The sequence below is a fragment of the Arthrobacter sp. Y3221160 genome (assembly GCF_059092585.1).
Genome location: NZ_JBNHHU010000001.1, coordinates 133,423 through 157,605, shown reverse-complemented (window position 1 = coordinate 157,605; position 24,183 = coordinate 133,423). Strand labels below are relative to the sequence as shown.

Sequence of the window (24,183 nt, the reverse complement as noted above, 5' to 3'; positions counted from 1 at the left end):
AGGGAAAGGCATCCATGTTCAACGTCCAGCGAAGTTCCAAAGGTCGTCAAAGACGGCTCGGAACAGTGCAACGACAAGCCCGGCAGCGCCGATCCAAGACTCCGGCGACCTGCAGTCGGTATGACTTGTTGCGGCGGTCTTGGTCCAAGGACATGAACGTCTCCTCTCGTTGGGGAAGACCAATCCAAGGCTTGCCAAGGCGAGGGGCGCCGCGGATGCTCCCGCACTTCGCCACCCCTCCACAGGGAGTCCACACCGACTGCCTGGTATAGATGCAACGGCACGCCTGAGAGTGAACAACTCGTCCACAGAAAGCGCCCCCGCGAGTCCTACCCTCCGGGAAGTCGTTCTGAAGTCGCTTTACCAATCCCCTGTCTGTAGCGTTAAGAACCATGTTTAGCTTAGGATTCCGCGGCAGCGGCGATCATGGTCAAGACAACGAGGCACGATGAGTGGTGTTGCTCGAAGCGCTGAGCCTTGGTCCTCGATCCCGAGCGGGTTTCACGACGTGCGTCTGGTGGTCTCCGATATGGATGGCACCCTGCTGGACGGGGACGGTAACGTTCCTGCCGGGTTCTGGCCGTTGCTGGAGCGGATGCGTGCCCGTGGCATCACATTTGTACCCGCCAGCGGCAGGCAATACGCCACTTTGGCCCGCATGTTCCCCAGTGCACCAGCAGGTGCCACCTTCATCGCCGAGAACGGCTCCCTTGTTGTCCGTGACGGCGCAGTACTCTCCGCCACCTACATGGACGAGCCCACTGTCACGCACGTCATTCACGCGGTTCGCCACGCAACGGAAACCGCGAACAGCCTCGGCCTGGTCGTATGCGGCCGCCGCAGTGCCTACATCGAGCGACGCGATGCTGGATTCATCCGGGAGGCGGAAACCTACTACGCCGAACTCACCACGGTCGAGGATCTCACCACTGTCACCGATGACATCCTCAAGCTCGCGATCTACGACTCCACCGACGTTGAGTCCAGCGCGAGAAGCATCGTCGCTCCACTGGCATCCAGCCACCAGATGGCCGTCTCCGGTAAGCAGTGGATCGACATCATGGCCCCGGGCACCAATAAAGGACGAGCCGTGCAGGAACTGCAACGGACCTTGGGCGTGAATGCCGCTCAAACCGTCGTGTTCGGCGACTTCCTGAACGACCTCGAAATGTTCGACCGCGCCGACCTGTCGTTCGCCATGGACAACGCCCACCCGATCCTGCGTTCCCGCGCCCGTTACACCGCGCCAACGAATGAGGAACATGGCGTCGTAACCGCCCTATCCCACTTGCTCAGCTAGGGGCCTTGCCGCGCGAAAATCAGTGGAAGCGGCGAAACCGGGTCATCACTGCCTAAGGGCGCGGACACCACCGCGTCCCCTGCGCCGACGTGCGGTTCCATGGAACCGCTCTGGATCACGCTGGTATGCCAGCCGAACAGCGCAGGCAGCAGGCCGATCAGCACCAGGCTCAGGGCGATGCCCAGATACAACCGCGAGAGCGTGGACGCGATGTACAGCAGCCAGCCGTCGCGGGAGAAGAGAGGACGCAAGGCGCTGCCGGGCAGCCGGCGGGTCACGGAACTGACGGAACCGGCTTACGGCTGCGTGGGCGATTCATCCGACTGCAGCTCCCAGACCAGGTCGACATGGACCCGGGCGCCCTGCAGGGCGTTGATCTCGACCTGCGACATGCCGGTGGTATCGAAGCGCCAGGTTCCGCGGTAGGTGCGGTTTTCGCCCGGCTCGCCAGCGGTCTGCCAGGGGGAACCGCCGGTGGGGAAGTCACGGTTGGTGGCCGCGAGCGAGGCCAGCGACCGTTCCGGAATATCGTTCGCGCTGGGCGTGAACCGGGCGCAGTTGTTGAACGAGCCGCCGGTGCCCATCTCCAGATCGAACAAACCTTGCGGACTAACTCGGAACCCCAGATAACGGCGCGGGTCGATGCGGGGGCACGGAGGGTCGTTAGCGGCGCCGGATCTCACGCGAGGGACAGCAGGAACGAGAGCACGAACCCGGCCGCGGTGCTCAGGGCGACCGCCGGTCCGCCGTGTTCGTATGCCTCCGGCATCAGGGTGTCGGCCAGTGCGGCGATCACCGCGCCGGCCGCGAAGGCCAATGGCAGCGAGATCGTCTCGGGGTCGGTACCGGACAGCGGCCCGGCACCGACCACGACGGCGATGACCAGCAGCACTGAGCACACACCCCACAGTCCGATGATGGCGGGCCTGGACATGCCCTGGCTGCGCATCGAGGCTGCCCCGACCAGGGCCTCGGGCAGGTTGGAGACGAAGATCGCGGCCAGGAGCGCCAGACCGCCGGTCCCCTCCCCCAGGGAGACGCCCAGCGCCAGGTTCTCCGGTATGCCGTCGAGCGTGGCGGCGGCCAGCAGGGCCAGACCGGCCGCACCCCGGGTGGATGCCGGCCCCGGCGCACGCCCGGTGGCGGCGGCGTCGGTATCGAGCTTGGGGCTGCCCCGGTACTCGTCCGCCGGAACCGGGTTCGACCCGGCCTGCGCCCAGCGGTCAAGCAGCGCGCTCAAGGTCGTGAACACCACCGCGCCGACAAACAGGCCGACCGCTGCGCGCCAGATGCCGCCGCGCTGGTAGGCGTCCTCGAAGAGTTCGAAAGTCAGGGCGGTGACCAGGGCGCCCGCTGCGAAGGACAGGATGATCGCCAGGACGCGTTTGGGCAGTTCGAAACGCACACCGACAAATCCACCCAGCATCAGGGCGCTGGAAGTCACGATGCCGAACAGCAGCGACATAGCCACACCGTCATTATGGGTGGTTGCAGGAGTGGGGGACAACCGCAGAATGAAGCCCTGAACCCCTCGCGGTCGTTCCGACGTCAAGGAATCCCAGCAGAACCCTTTGCAGGCTTCAGCGACGCCCGCTGAACGCGTTCGCTTTCCTGAACCGACAAGACTCCACCATCCCTCCACACGCTCATCCGATCCTCCTGTTCCGTCCTAGGACAGACGCCGGACACAGCCAGACCGGATTGCATCCGGCCAGGCTTTGGCAACGGTGGCCAGGTACTGCAGGTTCCTGCGCGAAAACCCTTTCATGAGCCGGCTGAACCAACCCATGGGCCCGGACGTCTACCCTTTGCGAAAGGCACCCATACTGCCCACGGGGAAGGTCAGCGCATGAATCCCGATGCCGGTCCCTCGCGACGCTCGGTCATGGCCGCCTCCGCAACGGCCTGCTCGGCGTGTGTACTGGCTGCCTGTGCGCCGGCGGGGAACGGCGGCGGCGAGGCCGGCGGAAAACCTGCCCCGGCCACCTCCGGAGGCGCTGCTGTACAGGTCCTGAAGCTCGCAGACGTGCCGGTTGGCGGCAGCGCCAATGGCGAAGCGGGCGGGCAGGAAATCCTCATCCACCGCGCCGACGAGACTACCGTCCTGGCCTACAGCGCAGTCTGCACGCACCAAGGGTGCACCGTGGCGCCGGCGGGCGCGGAGTTCCGTTGCCCGTGCCACGGCTCGGTCTTCAGCGCCGCAGACGGCACGGTTCTCGACGGGCCGGCGTTGGAACCGTTGCAGCGCTTTGCGGCGGCCATTGACGGCGAATGGATCACCGTGGTGGTGTGATCGCTGACACGCTGCGCGAGCGATCACCGCTCCGTTTGGAAATTCACCGGCACCGTCCGGGAGAATAGCGGACATGAGTTCGTCCCTGCCTTCGCGCCGCGCCATCCTGACCGCCACGACCGCCGTCGGTTCGATGGGCGCGCTCACCGCATGTTCCCCGCTGCAGGACTACACAGGAGCACAAGGTGCCTCCGCTTCCCCGATTGCCAGCGACGGCACGCCGGTCCGGGTCGGGAAGCTCAGCGACGTGCCGGTTGGCGGCAGCGCCAGCGGCGAGGCAGGCGGGGAGAAGATCCTCATCCACCGCCCCGACGAAACCACCGTCTTGGCCTACAGCGCCGTTTGTACGCACCAGGGATGCGGCGTGACCCCGACGAAGGCCGAATTCGTGTGCCCTTGCCATAACTCGACCTTCGCGCTCGCCGACGGCACAGTGACCGGCGGTCCGGCACCCGCTCCGCTTCCGCGTTTCGCGGCGGCTATCGACGGCGAGTGGATCACCGTCACCGTCTGAAATGAACCGTCTGGAAGCCCTCGGGGCGGGCGTCCTAGTCGGCCCCAGCCGGCCGGGCACCGTATCCGGTATCCAGGAAGTCAATCAGTGCCCGGTCGAGGCCGGCGATGGCAGTCCCGCGATCCGGAGCGAGGAAGGACTCGGCTCCTCGCCAGTCGCTCTTGACCACACGGCCGCCCGACGCCCAGTGAACGCCGACCAGCTCCGCCCCGGTATCCGGCCGATAGTCCGTCGGGGTGGGAAAGCCGCCGCCGGGCGCCGTCGTTCGAGCGTTTAGGACAACGTCGTAGCGGTCGCACGAGGGCCGGCTGCCGTCCGGCAGCACCACCGTCTCGGTGCCGGCCAGCGATACCCGCGCCCATGCCCCGTTGTCGGGTTCGGCCGGCGCGGCGTCGTCCAGCCGGAAGTACTCCACGGCCTGGGCGCCGGAGTCGAGCATTTCCGCCAACAGCAGGTACTCCCCGTAGCTGGGCAGGCTCGTGTCGGTCAGCCCGAAGTCTTCCCGGCGGGCGATTGCCTCGGGGCGGCCCGGCCCCTGCCGGTAAGAAGAGGACTCCCACCGCCGCGTCCCGGGCTCGAACCGGATGACGGATTCCGCGCGGTACCCGTCCGGCCCGCTCCGGAAGGCCATTCGCGTGGTGAGGACGTGATCCGCCCACCGGCGGTAGAGGCAGCCTTGCTTGGCGCCCTCAACGTAAAAGGCTTCCCAACGTTCCATCGGCTCCCGCCGCGGCCCCCTCGGAGGTCTCAGAACAGGGCCACTTTCGGCACCGCGGGGAAGATGCCTTCCAGCTCGGCCAGGTCCTCGGCAGTCGGGTGCCAGCCCGCTGACTGGGCGTTCTGCCGGATCTGTTCCGGCTTCGTGGCACCGGCGATGACCGACGCGACTGCGGGACGGGTGGCAAGCCAGGAAAAGGCCACCTCGATTTCCGTTAGTCCGCGGTCGGCGGCGAAGCGGGAGAAGGCGCCCAACTGCTCCCAGTCGGCGTCCTTGAGCAAGTTGGTGCGCGAGTGTGTCAGCCGGCTGCCTTCCGGCGCCTTGCCGTTCTTGTACTTGCCCGTGAGCAGGCCGTTGGCCAGCGGGAAGTACGGCAGCAGGCCCAGCCCGTAGGCCTCGGCAGCAGGGGCGACTTCCAGCTCCGCCCGGCGGTCCAGCAGGTTGTAGTGGTTCTGGCTGGAAATGAACGGGGTGTAGCCGCCCATCCGCGCCGTGAATTCCGCCTCGGCAATCTGCCAGCCGGCCCGGTTGGAGTGGCCGATGTAGCGGACCTTGCCGGCGCGGACCAGGTCGTCCAGCGCGGACAGGGTTTCCTCGACCGGAGTCAGCGGGTCGGGCGTGTGGAACTGGTAGAGGTCAATCCAATCGGTGCCCAGCCGCCGCAACGACGCCTCGGCCGCCCTGACAATGTACCGCCGCGAGCCGCGGGCGCCGAAGTCTTCGCCGTTGGCGCCCCGCATGTCCATGCCGAACTTCGTAGCCACCACCACGTCGTCGCGCCGCGATCCCAGCGCCCTGCCCAGGAACTCCTCGCTCAGCCCCGGAGTCTTCCCGTAGCTGTCGGCGACGTCGAAAAAGGTCACGCCGGCGTCGAGTGCGGCCTTGACCACCGCGTCCGTGCCTTCCTGCGTTTCCGTCGGGGTGTTGGACCGGCCAAGATTGTTGCAGCCGAGTCCCACCGTCGAGACGGTGAGGCCGGATTTGCCGAGACGCCGGTATTCCATCGCTACATCCTTGTCACTGGGGGTTTTGCCGTTCGCCTCGCATCCTATCCCGGCTCCGGCCCCCGTCCCGGACGCGCAAGTGAGTTCGGACACGTCACGCAGGCGGCCGCGGCGTTGCCGCTTCTGTCTTTGGGTGCCGCTGCACATATGATCGAAACCATGGCCAAAGTTCTGACTTCCCTTCCCGTCGGCGAACGCGTCGGCATCGCCTTCTCCGGTGGACTCGATACGTCCGTTGCCGTTGCATGGATGCGCGACGGCGGAGCCGTGCCCTGCACCTACACCGCCGACCTCGGCCAGTACGACGAGCCGGACATCGACGCGGTGCCCGGCCGCGCCACCGAGTACGGCGCGGATATCTCCCGCCTGGTGGACTGCAAGCCCGCGCTCGTGGAGGAAGGCCTGGCCGCGCTGGCCTGCGGCGCCTTCCATATCCGCAGCGGCGGCCGTTCCTACTACAACACAACCCCGTTGGGCCGCGCCGTGACCGGCACCTTGCTGGTGCGCGCCATGCGGGAAGACGGCGTGGACATCTGGGGCGACGGTTCCACCTACAAGGGCAACGACATCGAGCGGTTCTACCGCTACGGGCTGCTGGCCCACCCCCGGCTGCGCATCTACAAGCCGTGGCTCGACCCGCGCTTCGTCTCCGAGCTCGGCGGCCGCCAGGAGATGTCCGAATGGCTGACCGCGCACAACTTCCCCTACCGCGACTCCGCGGAGAAGGCGTACAGCACCGACGCCAACATCTGGGGCGCCACGCATGAGGCCAAGACGCTGGAGCATTTGGGCACCAGCCTGGAGGCCGTCGAGCCGATCATGGGCGTGGCCTTCTGGCGCGAGGACGTGGACATTCCCACCGAGGACGTGTCGGTGCGCTTCGAGGCGGGCCGCCCGGTGGCGATCAACGGCACGGAGTTTGCCGACGCCGTCGCTTTGGTGCAGGAGGCCAATGCCATTGGCGGCCGCCACGGGCTGGGCATGTCCGACCAGATCGAGAACCGCATCATCGAGGCCAAGTCGCGCGGGATCTACGAGGCCCCGGGCATGGCCCTGCTGCACATCGCCTACGAGCGGCTGCTCAACGCGATCCATAATGAAGACACCGTGGCCAGCTACCACGCCGAGGGCCGCCGCCTGGGCCGCCTGATGTACGAAGGCCGCTGGCTGGACCCGCAGGCGCTCATGCTGCGCGAATCGCTGCAGAAGTGGGTTGGCTCCGCTGTCACCGGCGAGGTCACCCTGCGGCTGCGCCGCGGCGAGGACTACACCATCCTGGACACCACCGGCCCGTCGCTCAGCTACCACCCGGACAAGTTGTCCATGGAGCGCGTGGGCGATGCTGCCTTCGGTCCGCTGGACCGCATCGGCCAGCTGACCATGCGCAACCTGGACATCGCCGACTCCCGCGCCCGCTTGGAGCAGTACGCGGCCCAGGGCCTGGTGGGCGGTCCCACCGCCGAGCTCGTGGGCGCGCTGGAAGCCGGCGGCGCGAGCGAAATCGCCGACACCGCCCAGCTCGACCCGGCCGACCGCGCGGCCGACGAGGCGCTGGACCGCGCGGCGTTCGACGCCGGCACCGACTGATTCGCCGGCCCGCCTTGGCGGGCCGCTGCACGGGCACGGCGCCCCTTCGGGGGCGCCGTGCCTTCTTCTGTCCGGAGCTGGGGCCGTGAGGCTGAGCATGCGGCCGGTTTCGCGGCCGGGACGGCACGCCGTGTGAAAGAGTGGTTTTGTGGCCTTTACCCGTGCTGAACTGCTCGCCTACCGGGACGCGCTGGTCCCCGATCTGCTGGGCCCGGGCCTGCGCCTCCTGTTCGTCGGCATCAATCCCGGCCTCTGGTCGGCTGCCACCGGCTCGCACTTCGCCCGGCCCGGCAACCGGTTCTATCCGGCCCTGGCGGCGGCCGGCATCACCGACCATCAGATCTACGCCGGGAACGGCATGGCGGCTGCCGACCGCAACCACCTGATCGACCGCGGCGTGGGCATCACCAACATTGTCCCGCGGGCTACCGCCAGGGCGGACGAGCTGGGTGCCGAGGAACTGCGGACCGGTGCCCGGCGCCTGGCGGCCCGGGTCGAGACCCTGGGGGCCCGGGTGGTGGCGGTCGCGGGAGTGACCGCCTACCGGGTGGGTTTTGAGCGGCCGAAGGCGCAGCTGGGCCGGCAACCGGAGACGCTCGGCGGCGCCGAGGTCTGGGTGGTGCCGAATCCCAGCGGCCTCAACGCCCACCACAGCGTTGCCACGCTGGCGGCCGCCTACCGGGAGGCGGCGCGCGCCGCGGGCCTGGACGTGCCCGAGGGCGGCTAGCGCCGTCCCCGACGGCCGCCGGGCCTACAGGCTGAACGCCGTCTTGGCCGGCAGCGGATGCTTTTGCTTGACCGCGGCGAGGTCCCCGTGCGGCGCGACGCCGATGCTCAGCTTGGTGAAGTCGAGTTTGGCTTCGCGGAGGCAGACCTTCAGGCCGGCCACCGCCCTGGCCGCATCCGGCGCCAGAACATAGATGTTGAGCTTGTGCGGGACGAATTCGGTCTTCTCCACGGTCCCGAGCCCGCGCCAGGCGAAGTACTCGGTGATGGTGCGTTTGGCTTTGTCCTCGAGGTAACGGTCCCGGTCGCTGCCGTCCGCCGTCTTCAGCGCATACTGGGCAATCACCCAGTGCTGCTCCCCCGGCGCGAGCTCCGCGTAGCCGTCTTCGGCGCACTGGGCAGCGAACGCGTCCATCAGCGACTCGGCGGCCTCGGCGTTGACGTCCCGGCTCTCCTGCGTGGTGCTCTGGTGGCCCACCGTTCCGTGGTTGACCACGAACTGGCCGTAGTCTTCGTCGAACCACGCCTCGCGGAACACCAGCCCGCCGTCGTCGTTCTTCTTGTACACCCGAAGGAAACTCATGTCCGTCCTTTGTTCAACCATGTCAGGGCCGTTCCGTCGAACGGCGCGGCCTCAGCCGCCACCTGCCCGTAGAGCGCCCGGCAGCTGGCCTGGATCCGTTCGGCCAGCGCCGGCGGATAGTCCATGGTGACCCGGTGTTCGGCGAATTCGTCCTCGTCGTCGATGTACACGCCGCCGCTGACGGAGCGGACCACGTCCAGGTCCATGTCCGTGAGCTGGACTTCCCAGCCGGCCGGAAGCAGCGGGTCCACCCGGATGCCGGTGGCCAGGTCGATGTAGATGCGAAAGTCGCCCGGGTAGGTGTCGTCGTAGAACGTCGCCACGTAGTCGCCTTCCCGTGGCAGTAACTGCACCGCGTCGGAGGCCGCGAAGAAGGCGATGCCGGGCCGGGCGACCAGCGAGCCGGCCGGCTGGAAGATCCAGTCGCCGAAACCGTCGGAGCCGAGGTAGGTGCCGGGCACCAGCCAGTGGGCAGCGCCGTCGTACTTCCAGTTGCGGAACACCACCATCTCGCCGGGCCGGGCCTCGGCGGGGATGCGGCCGGTCACTGGATCTTGGGAATCTGGCCGGTCGGCAGTTCCTGGCCGGGCAGCGGGCGCGCGAACGGGACCTTGGTGCCCAGCACCTGCGCGACGGTGTCCTGGGCCACCTGCTGCGCGGTGAGGCCCACGCGCTCCAGGACCTCGGCGCGGGTGCCGTGGACCAGGAACTCGACCGGGAGGCCGACCTCGTTCAGCGCCGTGTCCACACCGGCGGCACGCATCTCCTGGCGGATCCGGGATCCGACGCCGCCGGCGCGCACGCCGTCTTCGATCACGACGACGATCCGGTGCCGGGCCGCAAGGCCGATGATCGAGCGGGGCACCGGCAGCACCCAGCGCGGGTCGACAACGGTGGAGCTGATGCCCTGGGCGCCGAGCCGGTTCGAGACATCCAGCGCCAGTTCGCTCATGGCGCCGATGCTGACGATCAGCACGTCGTTTTCGGTGGAGCCGGACGGCCGGCGCGCCAGCACGTCGACGCCGTCCTTAAGCCGTTCCAGGGCCTCAACCTCTGGCCCCACCGAGCCCTTCGAGAAACGGACCACGGTGGGGGCATCGTCGACGGACACCGCCTCGCGCAGCTCTTCCCTCAACCGGGTGGCGTCGCGGGGGGCGGCCAGGTGTAGCCCCGGCACGATCTGCAGCAGCGACATGTCCCACATGCCGTGGTGGCTGGGCCCGTCCGGGCCGGTCACCCCCGCCCGGTCGAGTACAACGGTGACGCCGGCCTTGTGCAGCGCGACGTCCATCAGGAGCTGGTCGAACGCGCGGTTCAGGAACGTTGCGTAGAGGGCCACCACCGGGTGGAGTCCGCCGTAGGCCATGCCGGCGGCGCTGGCCAGCGCGTGCTGCTCCGCAATGCCGACGTCGAAGACACGGTCCGGATGCTTACTGGCGAATTTTTGCAGGCCCACCGGGATCAGCATGGCGCCGGTGATACCGACGATGTCCTGGCGCTCGTCGGCGATCTCGGCGATCTCGTCGGCGAACACGGAGGTCCAGGACTGCCGGCCGCCGGACTCTACGGGTTCGCCGGTCTCCGGGTCGATGACGCCCACGGCGTGGAACTGGTCCGCCTCGTGGGCGCGGGCGGGCGCGTAGCCGCGGCCCTTTTCGGTCATGGTGTGGACAATGACCGGGCCCCGGTAGTTCTTGGCCTGCGTCAGCGCGGCCTCGACGGCCTCCAGGTCGTGCCCGTCGATCGGGCCGATGTACTTCATGCCCAGGTCCTCGAACAGGCCCTGCGGCGCCCACCAGTCCTTGATGCCCTTCTTGGTCGCGTGCAGGCTCCGGTAGGCGAACTGGCCCAGCGACCCGCCCGACTGCAGCTTCCTTTTCCACCAGTCCAGGGTGCCTTCGTAGGCCTGGTGGGTGCGGACCTTGTCGATGGTGGTCCGGCGCAGCGCGGCCAGCTGGTCGGCCAGCCCGCCGATCGTCGGGGCGTAGGAGCGCCCGTTGTCGTTGACCACGATCACCACGCGCCGTGCTCGGTCCGCGGCGATGTTGTTCACGGCTTCCCATGCCATGCCGCCGGTGAGGGCGCCGTCGCCCACCACCGCGACGACGTAGCGGTCGCCTTCGCCGGTCAGCCGGCGGGCGCGGGAGATGCCGTCGGCCCAGGACAACGACGACGACGCGTGCGAGCTTTCGACGATGTCGTGCACCGATTCGGCGCGGTCCGGATAGCCGGCCAGCCCGCCCTGCTGCCGCAGCGTGCCGAAGTCCTGCCGCCCGGTGACCAGTTTGTGCACGTAGGACTGGTGGCCGGTGTCAAAGACGATGCTGTCGTGCGGGGAGTCGAACACGCGGTGGATGCCGAGGGTCAGCTCGACGACCCCAAGGTTCGGGCCGAGATGTCCGCCGGTCTGTGCGACGTTCGTGATCAGGAACTGGCGGATTTCCCGGGCCAGGTCCTGCAACTGGACCATGTCGATCCGGCGCAGGTCGCGCGGCTCGCGGATGGTCTCGAGCAATCCCACAGAGCAGGTCCTTTCCTTCACAAAGCGTCGGTTAATCCTACCGCCATCCCTCCGCCACTCTGCGTTCCCCTGGTGCGAGGGTGCACACAACGCGGCCGACGCGTGGCCGGGGACCGAGCCCTACAGCACGCTGGTGCCCTGGCCAGACGCCGCAGGGCGGACGTCCATCGGACGCCCGCCCTGCGTTGGGCCGCTGTGCGGTGTGTGCCGGACCGGGGGCTAGTTCGCCGAGATCTGGCGCAGCACGTACTGCAGGATGCCGCCGTTGCGGTAGTAGTCGGCTTCACCCGGGGTGTCGATCCGCACCACCGCGTCGAAGCTCTTGGTGCCGCCGTCCTCGCCGGTGGCGGTGACCTTCAGCGTCTTCGGGGTGGTGCCCTCGTTCAGCGCGGTCACGCCCTCGATGGAGAAGGTCTCCGTGCCGGACAGGCCCAGCGACGCAGCGGACTCGCCGGCCGGGAACTGCAGCGGCAGCACACCCATGCCGATCAGGTTCGAACGGTGGATCCGCTCGAAGCTTTCGGCGATGACGGCCTTGACACCCAGCAGCGCGGTGCCCTTGGCAGCCCAGTCGCGGGACGAGCCGGAGCCGTACTCCTTGCCGGCCAGCACCACCAGCGGGGTGCCGGCGGCCTGGTAGTTCATGGCGGCGTCGTAGATGTAGGCCTGCGGACCGCCGGGCTGGGTGAAGTCGCGGGTGAAGCCGCCCTCCACGTTGTCCAGCAGCTGGTTGCGCAGCCGGATGTTGGCGAAGGTGCCGCGGATCATCACCTCATGGTTGCCGCGGCGGGAACCGTAGGAGTTGAAGTCCTTGCGCTCCACGCCGTTTTCCAGCAGGTAACGGCCGGCGGGGCTGTCGGACTTGAACGAACCGGCCGGGGAGATGTGGTCGGTGGTGACCGAGTCGCCCAGCTTGGCGAGCACCCGCGCGCCGCTGATGTCCTGCACCGGCTCCGGCGTGGCGCTCATGCCTTCGAAGTACGGTGGCTTCCGCACGTACGTGGAGTTCGGATCCCAGGCGAAGGTATCGCCTGCCGGGGTCTCGAGCGCCTTCCAACGGTCGTCGCCCTCGAACACGCCCTCGTAGCCCTTGGCGAACATCTCCTTGTTGATCGAGGAGTCGATCACCTGCTGGACCTCGACCGGGTTCGGCCAGATGTCCTTCAGGAACACGTCGTTGCCCTCCGGGTCCTGGCCCAGCGGCTGCTTCTCGAAGTCGAAGTCCATGGTGCCGGCCAGGGCGTAGGCGACGACCAGCGGCGGGGACGCCAGGTAGTTCATCTTGACGTCCGGGTTGATGCGGCCTTCGAAGTTGCGGTTACCCGACAGCACCGACGTGATCGACAGGTCGTTGTCCTGGACCGCCTGCGAGATTTCGGGCTCCAGCGGGCCGGAGTTTCCGATGCAGGTGGCACAGCCATAACCGACCACGAAGAAGCCGAGCTTCTCCAGGTACGGGATCAGGCCGGACTCTTCGTAGTAATCGGTGACGACCTTGGAGCCCGGGGCGATGGAGGTCTTGACCCACGGCTTGGACGCCAGGCCCTTCTCCACCGCATTGCGGGCCAGCACGGCCGCGGCCAGCATGACCGACGGGTTCGACGTGTTGGTGCAGGAGGTGATCGAGGCGATGGACACCGCACCGTGGTCCAGTTCGAACTCGCGCCCGTCTTCCATGGTGACGTGGACGCGCTTGGAGGCGCGGCCGTCGCCGGGCAGGGCGACGTGGCGTCCCTGGGCGGCCGAACCGCCGGAGGGACGATCGTCGGCCTGCGCGGTGCCGGACTTCACGCCGCCGGCCTCCGCAGCGGCAGCGTGACGGACCGTGGAGGTCATGGCCGGGGCATCCGACGCCGGGAAGGACTCTTCCAGGGCCTCGTCCAGGGCGTCCTCGTTGCCGGTGCCGACGTAGCTCTGCAGGTCCTTGCGGAACTGGTTCTTGGCGGACGTCAGGGCGATGCGGTCCTGCGGCCGCTTGGGACCGGCGATGGACGGAACAACGGTGGACAGGTCCAGCTCAAGGTATTCGGAGAACTTCAGTTCGTGCGACGGATCGTGCCAGAGGCCCTGTTCCTTGGTGTACGCCTCGACCAGGGCGATGTTCTCCTCGGAGCGGCCGGTCAGGCGCAGGTAGTCCAGGGTGACGTCGTCGATCGGGAACATGGCGGCGGTCGAGCCGAACTCCGGGCTCATGTTGCCGATGGTGGCGCGGTTGGCCAGCGGCACCGCTGCCACGCCTTCGCCGTAGAACTCCACGAACTTGCCCACCACGCCGTGCTTGCGCAGCATCTCGGTGATCGTCAGCACGACGTCGGTGGCGGTGGCGCCGGCGGGGATGGAGCCGGTGAGCTTGAAGCCGACGACGCGCGGAATCAGCATCGAGACGGGCTGGCCGAGCATGGCGGCCTCGGCCTCGATGCCGCCGACGCCCCAGCCGAGCACGCCCAGGCCGTTGACCATGGTGGTGTGCGAGTCGGTGCCGACCAGGGTGTCCGGGTAGGCGCGCAGCTTGCCGTCGACCTCGCGGGTCATCACGGTGCGGGCCAGGTATTCGATGTTGACCTGGTGCACGATGCCGGTTCCCGGCGGGACCACCTTGAAGTCTTCGAAGGCGGTCTGTCCCCAGCGCAGGAACTGGTAGCGTTCGCCGTTGCGCTGGTACTCGATCTCCATGTTGCGCTCGAGCGCGCCGGCGTTGCCGAAGACATCGATCTGGACCGAGTGGTCGATCACCAGTTCGGCCGGGGCCAGCGGGTTCACGCGCTTCGGGTCGCCGCCGAGCTCCTTGACGGCCTCGCGCATGGTGGCCAGGTCGACGACACACGGAACACCGGTGAAGTCCTGCATGATGACGCGGGCGGGGGTGAACTGGATCTCGGTGTCCGGCTGCGCGTCGGGGTTCCAGCCGGCCAGGGCGCGGACGTGGTCCGCCGTGATGTTCGCACCATCTTCGGTGCGAAGCAGGTTCTCCAGCAGGACCTTGAGGCTGAACGGAAGGCTCTCGGCACCTTCAACGGCACTCAGCCGGAATATCTCATACTCGGTCCCGGCGACGTTCAAGACGCCTTTGGAACCGAAGCTGTCCACATTACTCATGACAGGACTCCTCTCGCCACACTTTATCTTTGTCCGGGCGGCAACCACCCGCTAGTTAGGCATCCCTAAGTGTGAAGGGACAGCTGCGGGCTCGGCCTCTGGCCTTTTTGACGCGCCGCAGCCCGCAGAATTTACAAGCCAGAGACAATATGCTTCGTCCGGAACCGCTGCCCCCATCCTATCGGGTAGCCGGTTGGCAGGAACCGGAGCGGCGCCCGTGGCCTGCCTCACAGCCGGGATTCGCGCACTCCCGCTCAGCGGCGCCCCGGTGTGAGCACGGCAAAGGACTCCATGTGGTGGGTATGCGGGTACAGGTCGAACACGTGCAGCGAGTCGAGGTTCCAGCCCAGCTGCAGGAAGTAGCCCAGGTCCCGGGCGAAGGACGCCGGGTCACAGGACACGTAGCCGACCGCCCGCGGGTTTCGGGCGGCCACCGCCTGCACCACGGCTTTTCCGGCGCCCGCGCGGGGCGGGTCAAGGACGACGGCGTCCATCTCTTCGGGCTGCGAGCGCAGCACCCGCTCGACCTTGCCCTGGAGGATCTCGACCTGCCCGAAACCGTGCAGGTTCTTGCGGGCGTCTTTGCTGGCGGCCGGCGAGCCCTCGACGGAGAGAACGTTGCCGGTCACCCCGACGGCATCCGCCAAGGGCGCCGTGAAAAGTCCGGCACCCGCATAGAGGTCGGCCACCCTCTCCCCCGCCCGGGGCGCAACACCGTCCAGGACGGCGGCAGTCAACGTGGCCGGCGCCAGCCGGTGAATCTGCCAGAAGCCGTCTCCCGTCACGCGGTACTGGTGCCGCCCGTTGGTTTCGGAAACCCAAATGCGTCCCCGCAACCGGGTGAGCCGCCCGGGCACGGGCTCCCACGCGGCAACCGACACGCCGGGTTCGATCCGGTCGGCGATCTTCGCCAACCGTTTGGGCGTTGTCCCCGCGCCGGGCACCAACAGCACCAGCGGCGTGCTCCCGTCGGCGGGCGCGGCCACCTCCACCCGCTCCAGCCCCGAAAAATCCAACTCCCACAACCGCAGGTCGTTGACCCCGTCCGCGGCCAGCGGCATCGCCTCGACGGGTATCAGCTCATCGGACCGGTGCGCGTGCATGGCGAGGCGCCCGTCGGACCCCACGCCGAACGCGGCGCGCGTGCGCCAGCCGAGCCCGTCGTCGTACTCCCCCGCGGGGGCTTCCACGGTGACCTGCCGTTCCAGCTTGGCCAGACGTTGCAGCTGTTCGGCGAAGATCAGGCCCTTCAGCCGGCGCTGGGCGTCCAGCCCGATGTGGCCGAACTCGGCGCCGCCCACGGCCGGCCGGCCGGCTTCGGCCGCGGCCAACGCGTCCGCCGGCGCCCAGGGATGCTCCACCCGGTCCGGAGACGCTTCCAGCACCTGGACGGTGTCCGCCCGCCAGAATCCCGCGTCCGGTCCGCCCTCGGTGACGCGTGCCAGGACCCGCTCCCCGGGCAGAGCGTGCCGGACGAACACCACCCGGCCGTCGTGCCGCGCGACGAAGTGGCCTCCGTGCGCCGGAGCGCCGACGGTCAGCTCGATCAGTTGCGGTGCGGGGTCGGTCATGAAAGCTCCTGGTAGCGGCGGACGGAATCGGAGGAGGCCAGTTGCCACGGCACGCTGGCCACCATGACGCCGGGCTCGAAGTGCAGGCGGGTCTTGATGCGCAGCGCGGTCTGGTTGTGCACCAGCTGCTCCCACCAGCGTCCCACCACGTATTCGGGGATGTAGACCACCACCAGTTCGCGGGGCGAGTCCCGGCGGATGCTCTTGATGTAGTCGATGATCGGCGTGGTGGTCTCGCGGTACGGGGAAGCGAGCACCGTGATCGGAACCGGGATGTTGAGCTTCTCCCAGTCGCGCAGGGTCTGCTCGGTCTGTTCCCGGTCCAGGTCCACCACCACGGCGTCGAGCCGGGACGGCCGCGAGGCCCGGGCGAAGGCAAGCGCCCGGAGCGTCGGTTTGCGTACGTGCGAGACCAGGATGACTGCGTGTACCCGGGACGGCAGCGCGGTGGTCGGTTGGTCCGGGTCGATCGCGAGCTCGCGGGCGACCTGGACGTAATGGCGGTTGATGCTGTGCATGACCAGCCCGAGCAGGATGATGCCGAGCACGGCCAGCCAGGCTCCGAAAACGAACTTGCTGACCAGTACCACCACCAGCACGGTCACGGTCAGGATGAAACCGACCATGTTAATGAACCGCGAGCGCAGCATCCGGCGCCGCACCGGGCGGTGCGGCGTGGCCCGTATTTCGCGGGACCAGTGCCGGATCATGCCCAGCTGGCTGCAGGTGAAGGAAACGATCACGCCGATGACGTAGAGCGGGATCAGCCGGGTGACGTCCGCGTTGAACATCAGCACCAGCACCACGGCCGCGGCCGCCAGTGCGAGCACACCGTTGCTGTAGCTGAGCCGGTCCCCGCGGGTTCGCAGCTGGCGGGGCAGGAAGCCGTCGGTGGCGAGGATCGATGCCAGCTGCGGGAAGGCGTTGAACGCCGAATGGCTGGCCAGCACCAGGATTGCTGCGGTGGCCGCGACCGTCAGGTAGAAGAGCGGGGCGCCGCCGCCGAAAACCGTCTCCGCCAGCTGGCTGAGCACCGGGGACTGGAAATAGCCCGCCGGCAGCGGCCCTCCGTCCAGCCGCAGCTGGTCGGCCGGGACCTGCACCACCCGCACCTCCGTGGCCCGGGCCAGGTACATCACCGCCATGGTGATCACGGTTGCGGAGATGCCCAGCATCAGCAGCGCAAAGCCGGCGTTCCTGGCGCGCGGCTTCTCGAAGGCCGGCACATTGCTGGCCGGTGTCTCCAAGCCGGTGAGTGCCGCGGCGCCCGTGGAGAAGGCCCGCAGTACCAGCAGTGCGCCGGCCAGCCCGGTCAGGCCCGCCTCCAGGCCGGGTTCCGGCACGACGTCGAACGCAGCGCTGGGTGCCTCGCCCAGGTTTCCGGTGAGGTCAAGGACAAATCCGGCCAGGCACATCAGCAGCACGGTGCCCACAAAGACATAGGTGGCGATCGCCACGGTCAGGCGCCCGCGTCCCAGCCCGCGCAGATGGAGCAGGGCGAGGATCGCGATGCCGGCGACGGCCGCTCCGGGCTGCCAGCCCTTGAGCGCCGGAACGGCGGACACGAGGTAGTGGGCCGCCGAAGACATGGACACCGCGACGGTGAGCACGTAGTCCAACATCAGCGCGGAGCCCACCGTGATGCCCGCCGGCTTGCCCAGGTTCCTGGTGGCGATCGCGTAGTCGCCGCCGGATGGATACGCGTGGATGCTTTGCCGGTAGGAAGCCACCAGGACCAGCAGCACCACCATGACCGCCAGTCCGACCCAGGGCGACAGGGCGATCGCCGCGACGCCCGCCAGTGCCAGCGTGAGCAGGATCTCGTCCGGGGCGTAGGCCACCGAGGAGAGCGCGTTCGCTGAGAAGACCGGAACCGCCAGGCGCCGCGGCAGCGCATCCTGCTTCAGCCGCTCGCTGCGGAACGGCTTGCCCACCAGGACCCGCTTGAGGGCATCGAGGAATGTCAGCACGTTTCCCTCGGTGGCACATGCAGCCAGTGGGTCCGGATCTTCACGGCTTAGAGTCTAGACTGCCGGCCGGAATTTACGGGGCCAGGGGGCCTCCGACCCGCACTTTCATAGCGGCGGCACGTCCGCCGGGGTTAGCATATGCGTATGAATGTGCGTTGTATCACATTCGGGGGTCCGGGGCCGTTTGACCCAGTGACTGCTCGCTAAGGAGTCTTAGATGGGCAATGCCGCCGCCGTGATGACCGGCCTGAGCAGCATCGAGATGCAGGAGCGCCCGATGCCCGAGCCGGGCCGGGGCCAGGCCGTGATCCGGGTGGAAGCCGTGGGGGTCTGCGGCTCCGACGTCGCCTATTACCGCTACGGGAAGATCGGCCCCTTCGTCGTTGACGGCCCGTTCATCCTGGGGCACGAGGTCTCCGGCGAGGTGGTCGCCGTCGGCGAAGGCGTCGGCAACGTGCGCGTCGGCGACCGGGTGGCCGTCGAGCCGGGCACGCCGGACCGCAGCTGCGAAGAGTGCCGGGCGGGGCGCTACCACCTCTGCCCGAACCTCGAATTTTTGGCCACCCCGCCCTACGACGGCGCACTGCTGCAGTACCTGGCCATGGACGCCCGCTGCTACTTCCCGATCCCGGATTCGATGAGCTACGAAGACGGCGCGCTGCTCGAGCCGCTGTCCGTGGGGTTGTGGGGCTGCCGGCGGGCGAACCTCCAGGCCGGCGACGACGTGCTGATCACCGGCGCCGGACCGGTGGGCCTGCTTGCCGCCGAGGCGGCGCGGGCCCTCGGCGCGGGAAGCGTCACGGTCACGGACATCTCCGAGTACCGGCTCGGCGTGGCCCGCGACCACGGCTTCGCGGTGGAGAAGAGCGACGCGCCCGCGGCGCAAACCTTTGACGTGCTGCTGGAATGCTCGGGCGCCGGCGGCGTCCTCGCCTCCGGGCTCGGCCGGTTGCGCGAGGCCGGGCGGGCAGCCGTCATCGGCCTGGCCAAGGCCGACGAGGTGCCGCTGCCCCTGTCCACGCTCAATTGGAAGGAGATCACCATCTCGATGGTGAACCGGTACAACAACACCTGGCCGCTGGGCATTGACCTGGTGTCCTCCGGCCGGATCAACCTGGAGGGACTGGTAACACACAGCTTTGCCCTGCCGCAGACCGCGGCCGCCCTGGAAAACACCTCCACCGAACCCGAATCGCTCAAGGCGATGATCTACCCCCAGCGGCTCTGACCGCGGACGCCGGAACGCACGAACGGCAACGCGGCACGCCCCCAGTAAGAGGAGTTCCGATGAACAAGAAGAACACACGGGGAATCATGGGCCTCACCACGGCCCTCGTTCTTGCAGCCGGCATGACTGCTTGCGGTGGTGGCGGCGGCGGTGAAGGCGGCGGTGCCGGAGGCGGCGGCGGCGGGACAGCAGGCGGTGGCGGCGGCCAGGCCGAGGGCAAGATCGCGTTCCTGATGCCGGACCGTGCTTCGACCCGCTACGAGCAGCAGGACAGCCCGCTGTTCAAGGCCAAGGTCGAAGAACTGTGCGGCGGCTGCGAGGTGCTGTACCAGAACGCCGACGGCGACGCGAACAAGCAGCAGCAGCAGGCCAACGCCATGATCACCCAGGGCGTCGAGGTCCTGGTCCTGGACCCGGTGGACAGCACCGCTGCCGCCTCGCTGGTCAACACCGCGAAGGGCCAGGGCATCAAGGTTGTCACCTACGACCGGCCGGTCCCGGACACGCCGGCGGACTTCTACGTCTCCTTCGACAACAAGAAGATCGGCAGCCTCATCGCCGAGGACCTGGTCAAGAAGCTGGACGCCGACGGCGAAGAGACCGGAGGGGTGCTGATGGTCAACGGCTCCCCCACGGACCGGGCCGCGCAGCTGATCAAGGAGGGCGCGACGGAAGCGGTCGAGGCCAGCGAGCATAAAATCCTGGCCTCGTATGACACCCCGGAGTGGCAGCCGTCGAAGGCCCAGGACTGGGTGGCCGGCCAGATCACCCAGTTCGGTGAAGACATCACCGGCATCGTGGCCGCCAACGACGGCACGGCCGGCGGCTCCATCGCCGCCCTGAAGGCCGCCGGTGTCTCGCCCTTCCCGCCGGTCACCGGCAACGACGCGGAGGTCGCCGCGATCCAGCGGATCATCAAGGGCGACCAGTACAACACGATCTCCAAGCCCATCAAGATAGTCGCCGAAAAGTCGGCAGAGGTGGCGGTCCAGCTGCTCAACGGCGAGACCCCCGAACCCGACGCGACGCTCTTTAACACCCCGTCAGCGCTGTTCGTGCCGACGGTGGTCACCAAGGAGAACGTCAAGGAAGTGATTTTCGACGGCGGCATCTACAAGCCTGAAGAAATCTGCACCGGCGAGTACAAGGCGGGCTGCGACGAACTCGGCATCAAGTAGCGCAGCCGCGAACGGCGGTGCCGCGCCCACCGCGGCACTGCCGTCGTAAGGGAAGGGGAAGCAGTGTCCACTGTGTCAGCGGAACGGCCGGAGGCTACCGCCCCGGTACTGTCCATGCGGGGCGTGAGCAAGCACTTCGGTGCCGTGGCCGCCTTGACCGGCATCGACCTGGACGTCCACGCCGGCGAAGTGGTCGCCCTCGTCGGCGACAACGGCGCCGGGAAGTCGACGCTGGTCAAGATCCTCGCGGGCGTGCATCCCCAGGACGCCGGTACCGTGAACTTCGACGGCCAGGACGTGACGATCCACACGCCGGTGGATTCCATTCAGCTGGGCATCGCCACGGTATTCCAGGACCTCGCCCTCTGCGACAACCTCAGCGTGGTAGACAACCTCTTCCTCGGCCGGGAGCTGGGCGCCTGGCGGCTGAACGAAGTGGAGATGGAGGTCCAGTCGTGGAAGCTGCTGCGCCAGCTCTCGGCGAAGATCCCCTCGGTCCGCATCGCGGTTGCCTCCCTCTCCGGCGGCCAGCGCCAGACCGTCGCCATCGCCCGGTCGCTGCTCGGCAGCCCCAAGCTCATCATCCTCGACGAGCCCACCGCAGCCCTCGGCGTGGCGCAGACGGCCGAGGTGCTGAACCTGGTGGAGCGGCTGCGCGAAAACGGCCTCGCGGTGATCATGATCAGCCACAGCATGCAGGACGTCAAAGCCGTCTCCGACCGTGTCGCGGTGCTGCGGCTGGGGAAGAACAACGGCACGTTCCGGATGAAGGACGTCTCGACCGACGACCTGATCGCCGCCATCACCGGAGCCACGGACAACGTCGTGACCCAGCGCGCCGCCCAGACCGGGGCAGCGGCGGCGGGCGGCGCGGCAGGAACGAACGGCGGGGCCGAGGGGGCCGGGCTGGGCGGACCGGGCGGAGGCTCGCTCCCGCCCGGCCAGGCCGCCGGAAGCGCGGGCCGACAGGGGTCGGGGGCAGGAGCACCGGAAGAAGGGACCGTACCATGACAACGAATCCAGCCGCCCCGGTCATCCCGGTGGCCACCGACCTGCAGGACGAACGGCTGATCCGGACCGAGGGCTTCAAGGGCGCCGTCAAGGTCGGGATCAACCGGGTCCGCGGCGGCGACCTGGGCGTGCTGCCCATCGTCGTCGGGCTGCTGGTCATCTGGTCCATCTTCCAGGTGCTCAACCCGTTCTTCCTCTCCAGCGCCAACCTGGTCAACCTGCTGCTGGAAAGCGCCGCCGTCGGGGTCATCGCGCTGGGCATCGTCTGCGTCCTGCTGGTCGGCGAAATCGATTTGTCCGTCGGCTCCGTCAGCGGCCTGTCGGCCGCGATCGTGGGAGTCACCTTCATCAAGCAGGACTGGCCCATCGGGCTGGCGATCCTGACCGCGATGGCGGCCGGCGCCGTGATCGGGCTGGTCTATTCGCTGGTCTACACCAGGTTCGGGGTCCCGTCCTTCGTGATCACGCTGGCCGGCCTGCTCGGTTTCCTCGGACTGCAACTGTTCGTGCTCGGGGTCGAGGGCACCATCAACCTGCCGTTCGATTCCTTCCTCGTCTGGTTCGGCCAGCAGGCCTTCGTGCCGGGCTGGCTGTCGTACGTGCTGGCGGTCGTCGGCGTGGCCGGCTTCTTCCTCAGCCAGCTCACGCTCTCCCGCCAGCGGGTCAAGGCGGGCCTGTCCGGGCGCCCGATGCGGCTGGTCGTGATGCAGACCATCCTGCTGGCCGTGATCCTGCTGTTCGCGGTCTGGTACCTGAACCAGGCCCGCGGCGTCGGCTGGATGTTCGTCTTCTTCGCCGCCCTGGTGCTGGTGATGCACTACGCCTTCACCCGGACCCAGTGGGGCCGCTCCGTCTACGCCGTCGGCGGCAACCGGGAAGCGGCGCGGCGGGCCGGCATCGCCGTCAACCGCGTCTACGTGTCCATCTTCGTCCTGTGCTCGACGTTCGCGGCCGTCGGCGGCATGCTGGCGGCCGGCCGGTTGGCCGCCTCGGCGCAGAGCAGCGGCACCGGGGACGTGAACCTGAACGCCATCGCCGCCGCGGTGATCGGCGGGACCAGCCTGTTCGGCGGCCGCGGCTCGGCCTTCTCGGCCCTCCTGGGCATCCTGGTCATCCAGTCCATCTCCAGCGGCCTCACCCTGCTGAACCTTGAGTCCTCTTTCCGGTACATGATCACCGGCCTGGTGCTGCTGCTGGCCGTGATCCTCGACGCCGTCTCCCGCAAGTCCCGCACCTCGCACGGCCGCGCCTAGTGGCCGGCCGCCGGAGCGACATGTTCCTGGGCATCGACATCGGCACGGGCAGCAGCAAGGCCGTGCTGGCGGACGCCGGGGGCGGGGTGCTGGACAGCGCCGCGGTCGCGCACGAGGTCAGCTACCCGCGGCCCGGCTGGGCCGAGTTCGACGCCGAGGGCGGGGCGTGGGCGGAAGTGGTCCGGCTGTGCCGGGAGCTCTTGTCGCGGAACGACGCCGGGGCCGTCGCCGGCGTGTGTGTCAGCGCGATGGGTCCGTCCCTGGTGGTCACGGACGAGAACCTGGTCCCGTTGCGGCCGGCGATCCTGTACGGAATCGACGCGCGCGCCGTCGTCGAAATCCGCGAATTGACGGAGGAGTTCGGTGCCGAGGAAATCTTTCGCGAGGCGGGCAAGGTCCTGTCCTCCCAGGCCGTGGGACCGAAGCTCCGCTGGCTCCGCAACCGGGAGCCGGAGGTCTTCGCCCGCGCCCGGAACTGGCACAGCCTGAACTCCTTCATCCTGGCCAAGCTGACCGGCGAGCTGGTGTTGGACCACCACACCGCCAGCCAATGCGATCCGCTCTACGACCTTCGCGGCAACCGGTGGCATCCGGACCGGTACGGCGCCGTCGCCGGCCACCTGCCGGAGCCCCGGCTGGCGTGGCCGTCGGACGTCGGCGGCCGGGTCCACCGCCGGGCGGCCGATGCCACGGGGCTGCCGGAGGGCGTGCCGGTCTGCGCGGGCACCGTCGACGCCTGGGCCGAGGCGTTCAGCGCGGGCGTGCGGCAGCCGGGCGACCTCATGCTGATGTACGGCTCCACGATGTTCTTCGTCCAGGTCCTCGGGGAGTTCCGGTCCGAACCCAAGCTCTGGACGACGGCCGGCGTGGAGCCGGGGTCGCTGACCTTGGCCGCGGGGATGTCCACGTCCGGGAGCCTGACCACGTGGTTGCAGCGGCTGTTCGGCGACGTCCCGTTCGAGCAGCTCGTCACTGAGGCCGCCGCGGTGCCGCCGGGATCCGACGGTCTGCTGCTGCTGCCCTACTTCGCCGGCGAACGGACCCCTGTCTTCGACCCGGACGCCCGCGGGCTGATCACCGGCCTGTCGCTGCGCCACGGGCGCGGCCATCTGTTTCGTGCCGCCTATGAGGGCATCGGCTTCGGCATCCGGCAGATCCTGGAGTACCTCGAGCACGCGGGCGAACCGATCCGGCGCGTCGTGGCCGTCGGCGGCGGCACCAAGGCCAGGCTCTGGACGGAAATCGTCAGCAACATCAGCGGGCGCGAACAGCTGGTCCCGGAACAGGCCATCGGCGCCAGCTACGGGGACGCGCTGCTCGCCGCCATCGGCACCGGGGCCGTGCCCGCCGGGACGAACTGGGCGCGCACGGCGGCGACCGTGAGTCCCGATTTAGCGACGGCTCCGCTGTATGAAAAGCTCTACGCCACCTACAGCCACCTGTACCCGTCGAACCGGGAGCACATGCACGTGCTCGCCGCCCTGCAGGAGCCCGCGGCCGGGTAGGCGGTCCCGACCGGCGCGCTGGCGCCGGCGCCGTTTCGAACCCCGGGCTCATGGCATCGATGGACCGGTTCAGCGTTATGGTTGCAGTACATTTGATTCCCGCGTTGCAGCGGGTGCCGGAAGGA

21 protein-coding genes are annotated in these 24,183 nt (G+C 68.5%); 10 read left to right on the top strand and 11 right to left on the bottom strand.

Features of this window, described 5'->3' with window-relative positions; translation table 11 throughout:
• Window positions 1–448 precede the first annotated feature (448 nt).
• Window positions 449–1,300 carry an HAD family hydrolase gene (locus AC5RWG_RS00680; protein WP_494013847.1) on the top strand — a complete coding sequence of 284 codons (852 nt, stop codon included), beginning with the start codon at window positions 449–451 and terminating at the stop codon, window positions 1,298–1,300.
• On the opposite strand, the gene AC5RWG_RS00675 is transcribed toward AC5RWG_RS00680, so the two are convergent.
• The 3 genes from AC5RWG_RS00675 to AC5RWG_RS00665 all read right to left on the bottom strand — a co-directional run bounded on the left by AC5RWG_RS00675 (window position 1,297) and on the right by AC5RWG_RS00665 (window position 2,771).
• Window positions 1,297–1,578, bottom strand: coding sequence for a hypothetical protein (locus AC5RWG_RS00675; RefSeq protein WP_494109172.1), 282 nt, complete (start codon window positions 1,576–1,578; stop codon window positions 1,297–1,299). The two genes, AC5RWG_RS00680 and AC5RWG_RS00675, sit on opposite strands and share 4 nt — an antisense overlap.
• Window positions 1,579–1,596: 18 nt before the next feature.
• Complete coding sequence (locus AC5RWG_RS00670; RefSeq protein ID WP_493999537.1) at window positions 1,597–1,899, bottom strand: hypothetical protein; 303 nt, start codon at window positions 1,897–1,899, stop codon at window positions 1,597–1,599.
• Window positions 1,900–1,979: 80 nt separating this feature from the next.
• Window positions 1,980–2,771 carry a ZIP family metal transporter gene (locus AC5RWG_RS00665; protein WP_494166227.1) on the bottom strand — a complete coding sequence of 264 codons (792 nt, stop codon included), beginning with the start codon at window positions 2,769–2,771 and terminating at the stop codon, window positions 1,980–1,982.
• Between the two features lie 378 nt (window positions 2,772–3,149).
• Here AC5RWG_RS00665 and AC5RWG_RS00660 point away from each other — a divergent pair, with 378 nt between their 5' ends.
• Window positions 3,150–3,593, top strand: a complete 444-nt coding sequence (locus tag AC5RWG_RS00660) for a QcrA and Rieske domain-containing protein (protein WP_494139302.1) — start codon at window positions 3,150–3,152, stop codon at window positions 3,591–3,593.
• Between the two features lie 73 nt (window positions 3,594–3,666).
• The gene (locus tag AC5RWG_RS00655; RefSeq protein ID WP_493999534.1) at window positions 3,667–4,107 is read left to right on the top strand and encodes a Rieske (2Fe-2S) protein; all 441 of its coding nucleotides are present in this window, start codon (window positions 3,667–3,669) and stop codon (window positions 4,105–4,107) included.
• Window positions 4,108–4,141: 34 nt separating this feature from the next.
• Here the strand turns inward: AC5RWG_RS00655 and AC5RWG_RS00650 are convergent, their stop codons facing one another.
• Together AC5RWG_RS00650 and AC5RWG_RS00645 are read right to left on the bottom strand one after the other, a co-directional pair.
• Window positions 4,142–4,825 (bottom strand): hypothetical protein, encoded by a 684-nt coding sequence (locus AC5RWG_RS00650; protein ID WP_494166226.1) that lies wholly within the window; start codon window positions 4,823–4,825, stop codon window positions 4,142–4,144.
• Window positions 4,826–4,854: 29 nt separating this feature from the next.
• The gene (locus AC5RWG_RS00645; protein WP_493999531.1) at window positions 4,855–5,829 is read right to left on the bottom strand and encodes an aldo/keto reductase; all 975 of its coding nucleotides are present in this window, start codon (window positions 5,827–5,829) and stop codon (window positions 4,855–4,857) included.
• 159 nt (window positions 5,830–5,988) lie between these two features.
• Here AC5RWG_RS00645 and argG point away from each other — a divergent pair, with 159 nt between their 5' ends.
• Together argG and mug are read left to right on the top strand one after the other, a co-directional pair.
• Entirely contained in the window at window positions 5,989–7,416 is a 1,428-nt protein-coding gene (gene argG / locus AC5RWG_RS00640; RefSeq protein ID WP_493999530.1) for an argininosuccinate synthase, read from the top strand.
• 148 nt (window positions 7,417–7,564) lie between these two features.
• A complete protein-coding gene (mug, locus tag AC5RWG_RS00635; RefSeq protein WP_493999529.1) occupies window positions 7,565–8,143 on the top strand; it encodes a G/U mismatch-specific DNA glycosylase in 579 nt (192 codons plus the stop codon).
• Window positions 8,144–8,167: 24 nt separating this feature from the next.
• On the opposite strand, the gene AC5RWG_RS00630 is transcribed toward mug, so the two are convergent.
• The 6 genes from AC5RWG_RS00630 to AC5RWG_RS00605 form a co-directional block, all read right to left on the bottom strand.
• Entirely contained in the window at window positions 8,168–8,725 is a 558-nt protein-coding gene (locus tag AC5RWG_RS00630; protein WP_493999528.1) for a hypothetical protein, read from the bottom strand.
• Window positions 8,722–9,273 (bottom strand): DUF402 domain-containing protein, encoded by a 552-nt coding sequence (locus AC5RWG_RS00625; RefSeq protein ID WP_493999527.1) that lies wholly within the window; start codon window positions 9,271–9,273, stop codon window positions 8,722–8,724. The genes AC5RWG_RS00630 and AC5RWG_RS00625 overlap by 4 nt, the downstream gene beginning before the upstream one ends.
• A complete protein-coding gene (gene dxs, locus AC5RWG_RS00620; RefSeq protein ID WP_493999526.1) occupies window positions 9,270–11,246 on the bottom strand; it encodes a 1-deoxy-D-xylulose-5-phosphate synthase in 1,977 nt (658 codons plus the stop codon). The genes AC5RWG_RS00625 and dxs overlap by 4 nt, the downstream gene beginning before the upstream one ends.
• Before the next feature lie 219 nt (window positions 11,247–11,465).
• A complete protein-coding gene (locus AC5RWG_RS00615) occupies window positions 11,466–14,342 on the bottom strand; it encodes an aconitate hydratase (protein WP_493999525.1) in 2,877 nt (958 codons plus the stop codon).
• A 254-nt stretch (window positions 14,343–14,596) separates the two neighbouring features.
• Window positions 14,597–15,913, bottom strand: coding sequence for a class I SAM-dependent RNA methyltransferase (locus AC5RWG_RS00610; protein WP_494166225.1), 1,317 nt, complete (start codon window positions 15,911–15,913; stop codon window positions 14,597–14,599).
• Window positions 15,910–17,883 carry an APC family permease gene (locus AC5RWG_RS00605; RefSeq protein ID WP_493999523.1) on the bottom strand — a complete coding sequence of 658 codons (1,974 nt, stop codon included), beginning with the start codon at window positions 17,881–17,883 and terminating at the stop codon, window positions 15,910–15,912. Before AC5RWG_RS00605 ends, AC5RWG_RS00610 begins: the two co-directional genes overlap by 4 nt.
• A gap of 217 nt (window positions 17,884–18,100) precedes the next feature.
• Between AC5RWG_RS00605 and AC5RWG_RS00600 the strand changes: the two genes are divergently transcribed.
• The 5 genes from AC5RWG_RS00600 to AC5RWG_RS00580 all read left to right on the top strand — a co-directional run bounded on the left by AC5RWG_RS00600 (window position 18,101) and on the right by AC5RWG_RS00580 (window position 24,058).
• On the top strand, window positions 18,101–19,111 hold the full coding sequence (locus AC5RWG_RS00600) for an NAD(P)-dependent alcohol dehydrogenase (protein WP_493999522.1): 1,011 nt from the start codon (window positions 18,101–18,103) through the stop codon (window positions 19,109–19,111).
• 59 nt (window positions 19,112–19,170) lie between these two features.
• Window positions 19,171–20,289, top strand: coding sequence for an ABC transporter substrate-binding protein (locus tag AC5RWG_RS00595; RefSeq protein ID WP_493999521.1), 1,119 nt, complete (start codon window positions 19,171–19,173; stop codon window positions 20,287–20,289).
• Between the two features lie 114 nt (window positions 20,290–20,403).
• Complete coding sequence (locus AC5RWG_RS00590) at window positions 20,404–21,300, top strand: ATP-binding cassette domain-containing protein (RefSeq protein ID WP_494167081.1); 897 nt, start codon at window positions 20,404–20,406, stop codon at window positions 21,298–21,300.
• Window positions 21,297–22,553 carry a sugar ABC transporter permease gene (locus AC5RWG_RS00585; protein ID WP_493999520.1) on the top strand — a complete coding sequence of 419 codons (1,257 nt, stop codon included), beginning with the start codon at window positions 21,297–21,299 and terminating at the stop codon, window positions 22,551–22,553. The genes AC5RWG_RS00590 and AC5RWG_RS00585 overlap by 4 nt, the downstream gene beginning before the upstream one ends.
• Before the next feature lie 20 nt (window positions 22,554–22,573).
• The gene (locus AC5RWG_RS00580) at window positions 22,574–24,058 is read left to right on the top strand and encodes an FGGY-family carbohydrate kinase (protein ID WP_493999519.1); all 1,485 of its coding nucleotides are present in this window, start codon (window positions 22,574–22,576) and stop codon (window positions 24,056–24,058) included.
• Window positions 24,059–24,183: the final 125 nt, after the last annotated feature.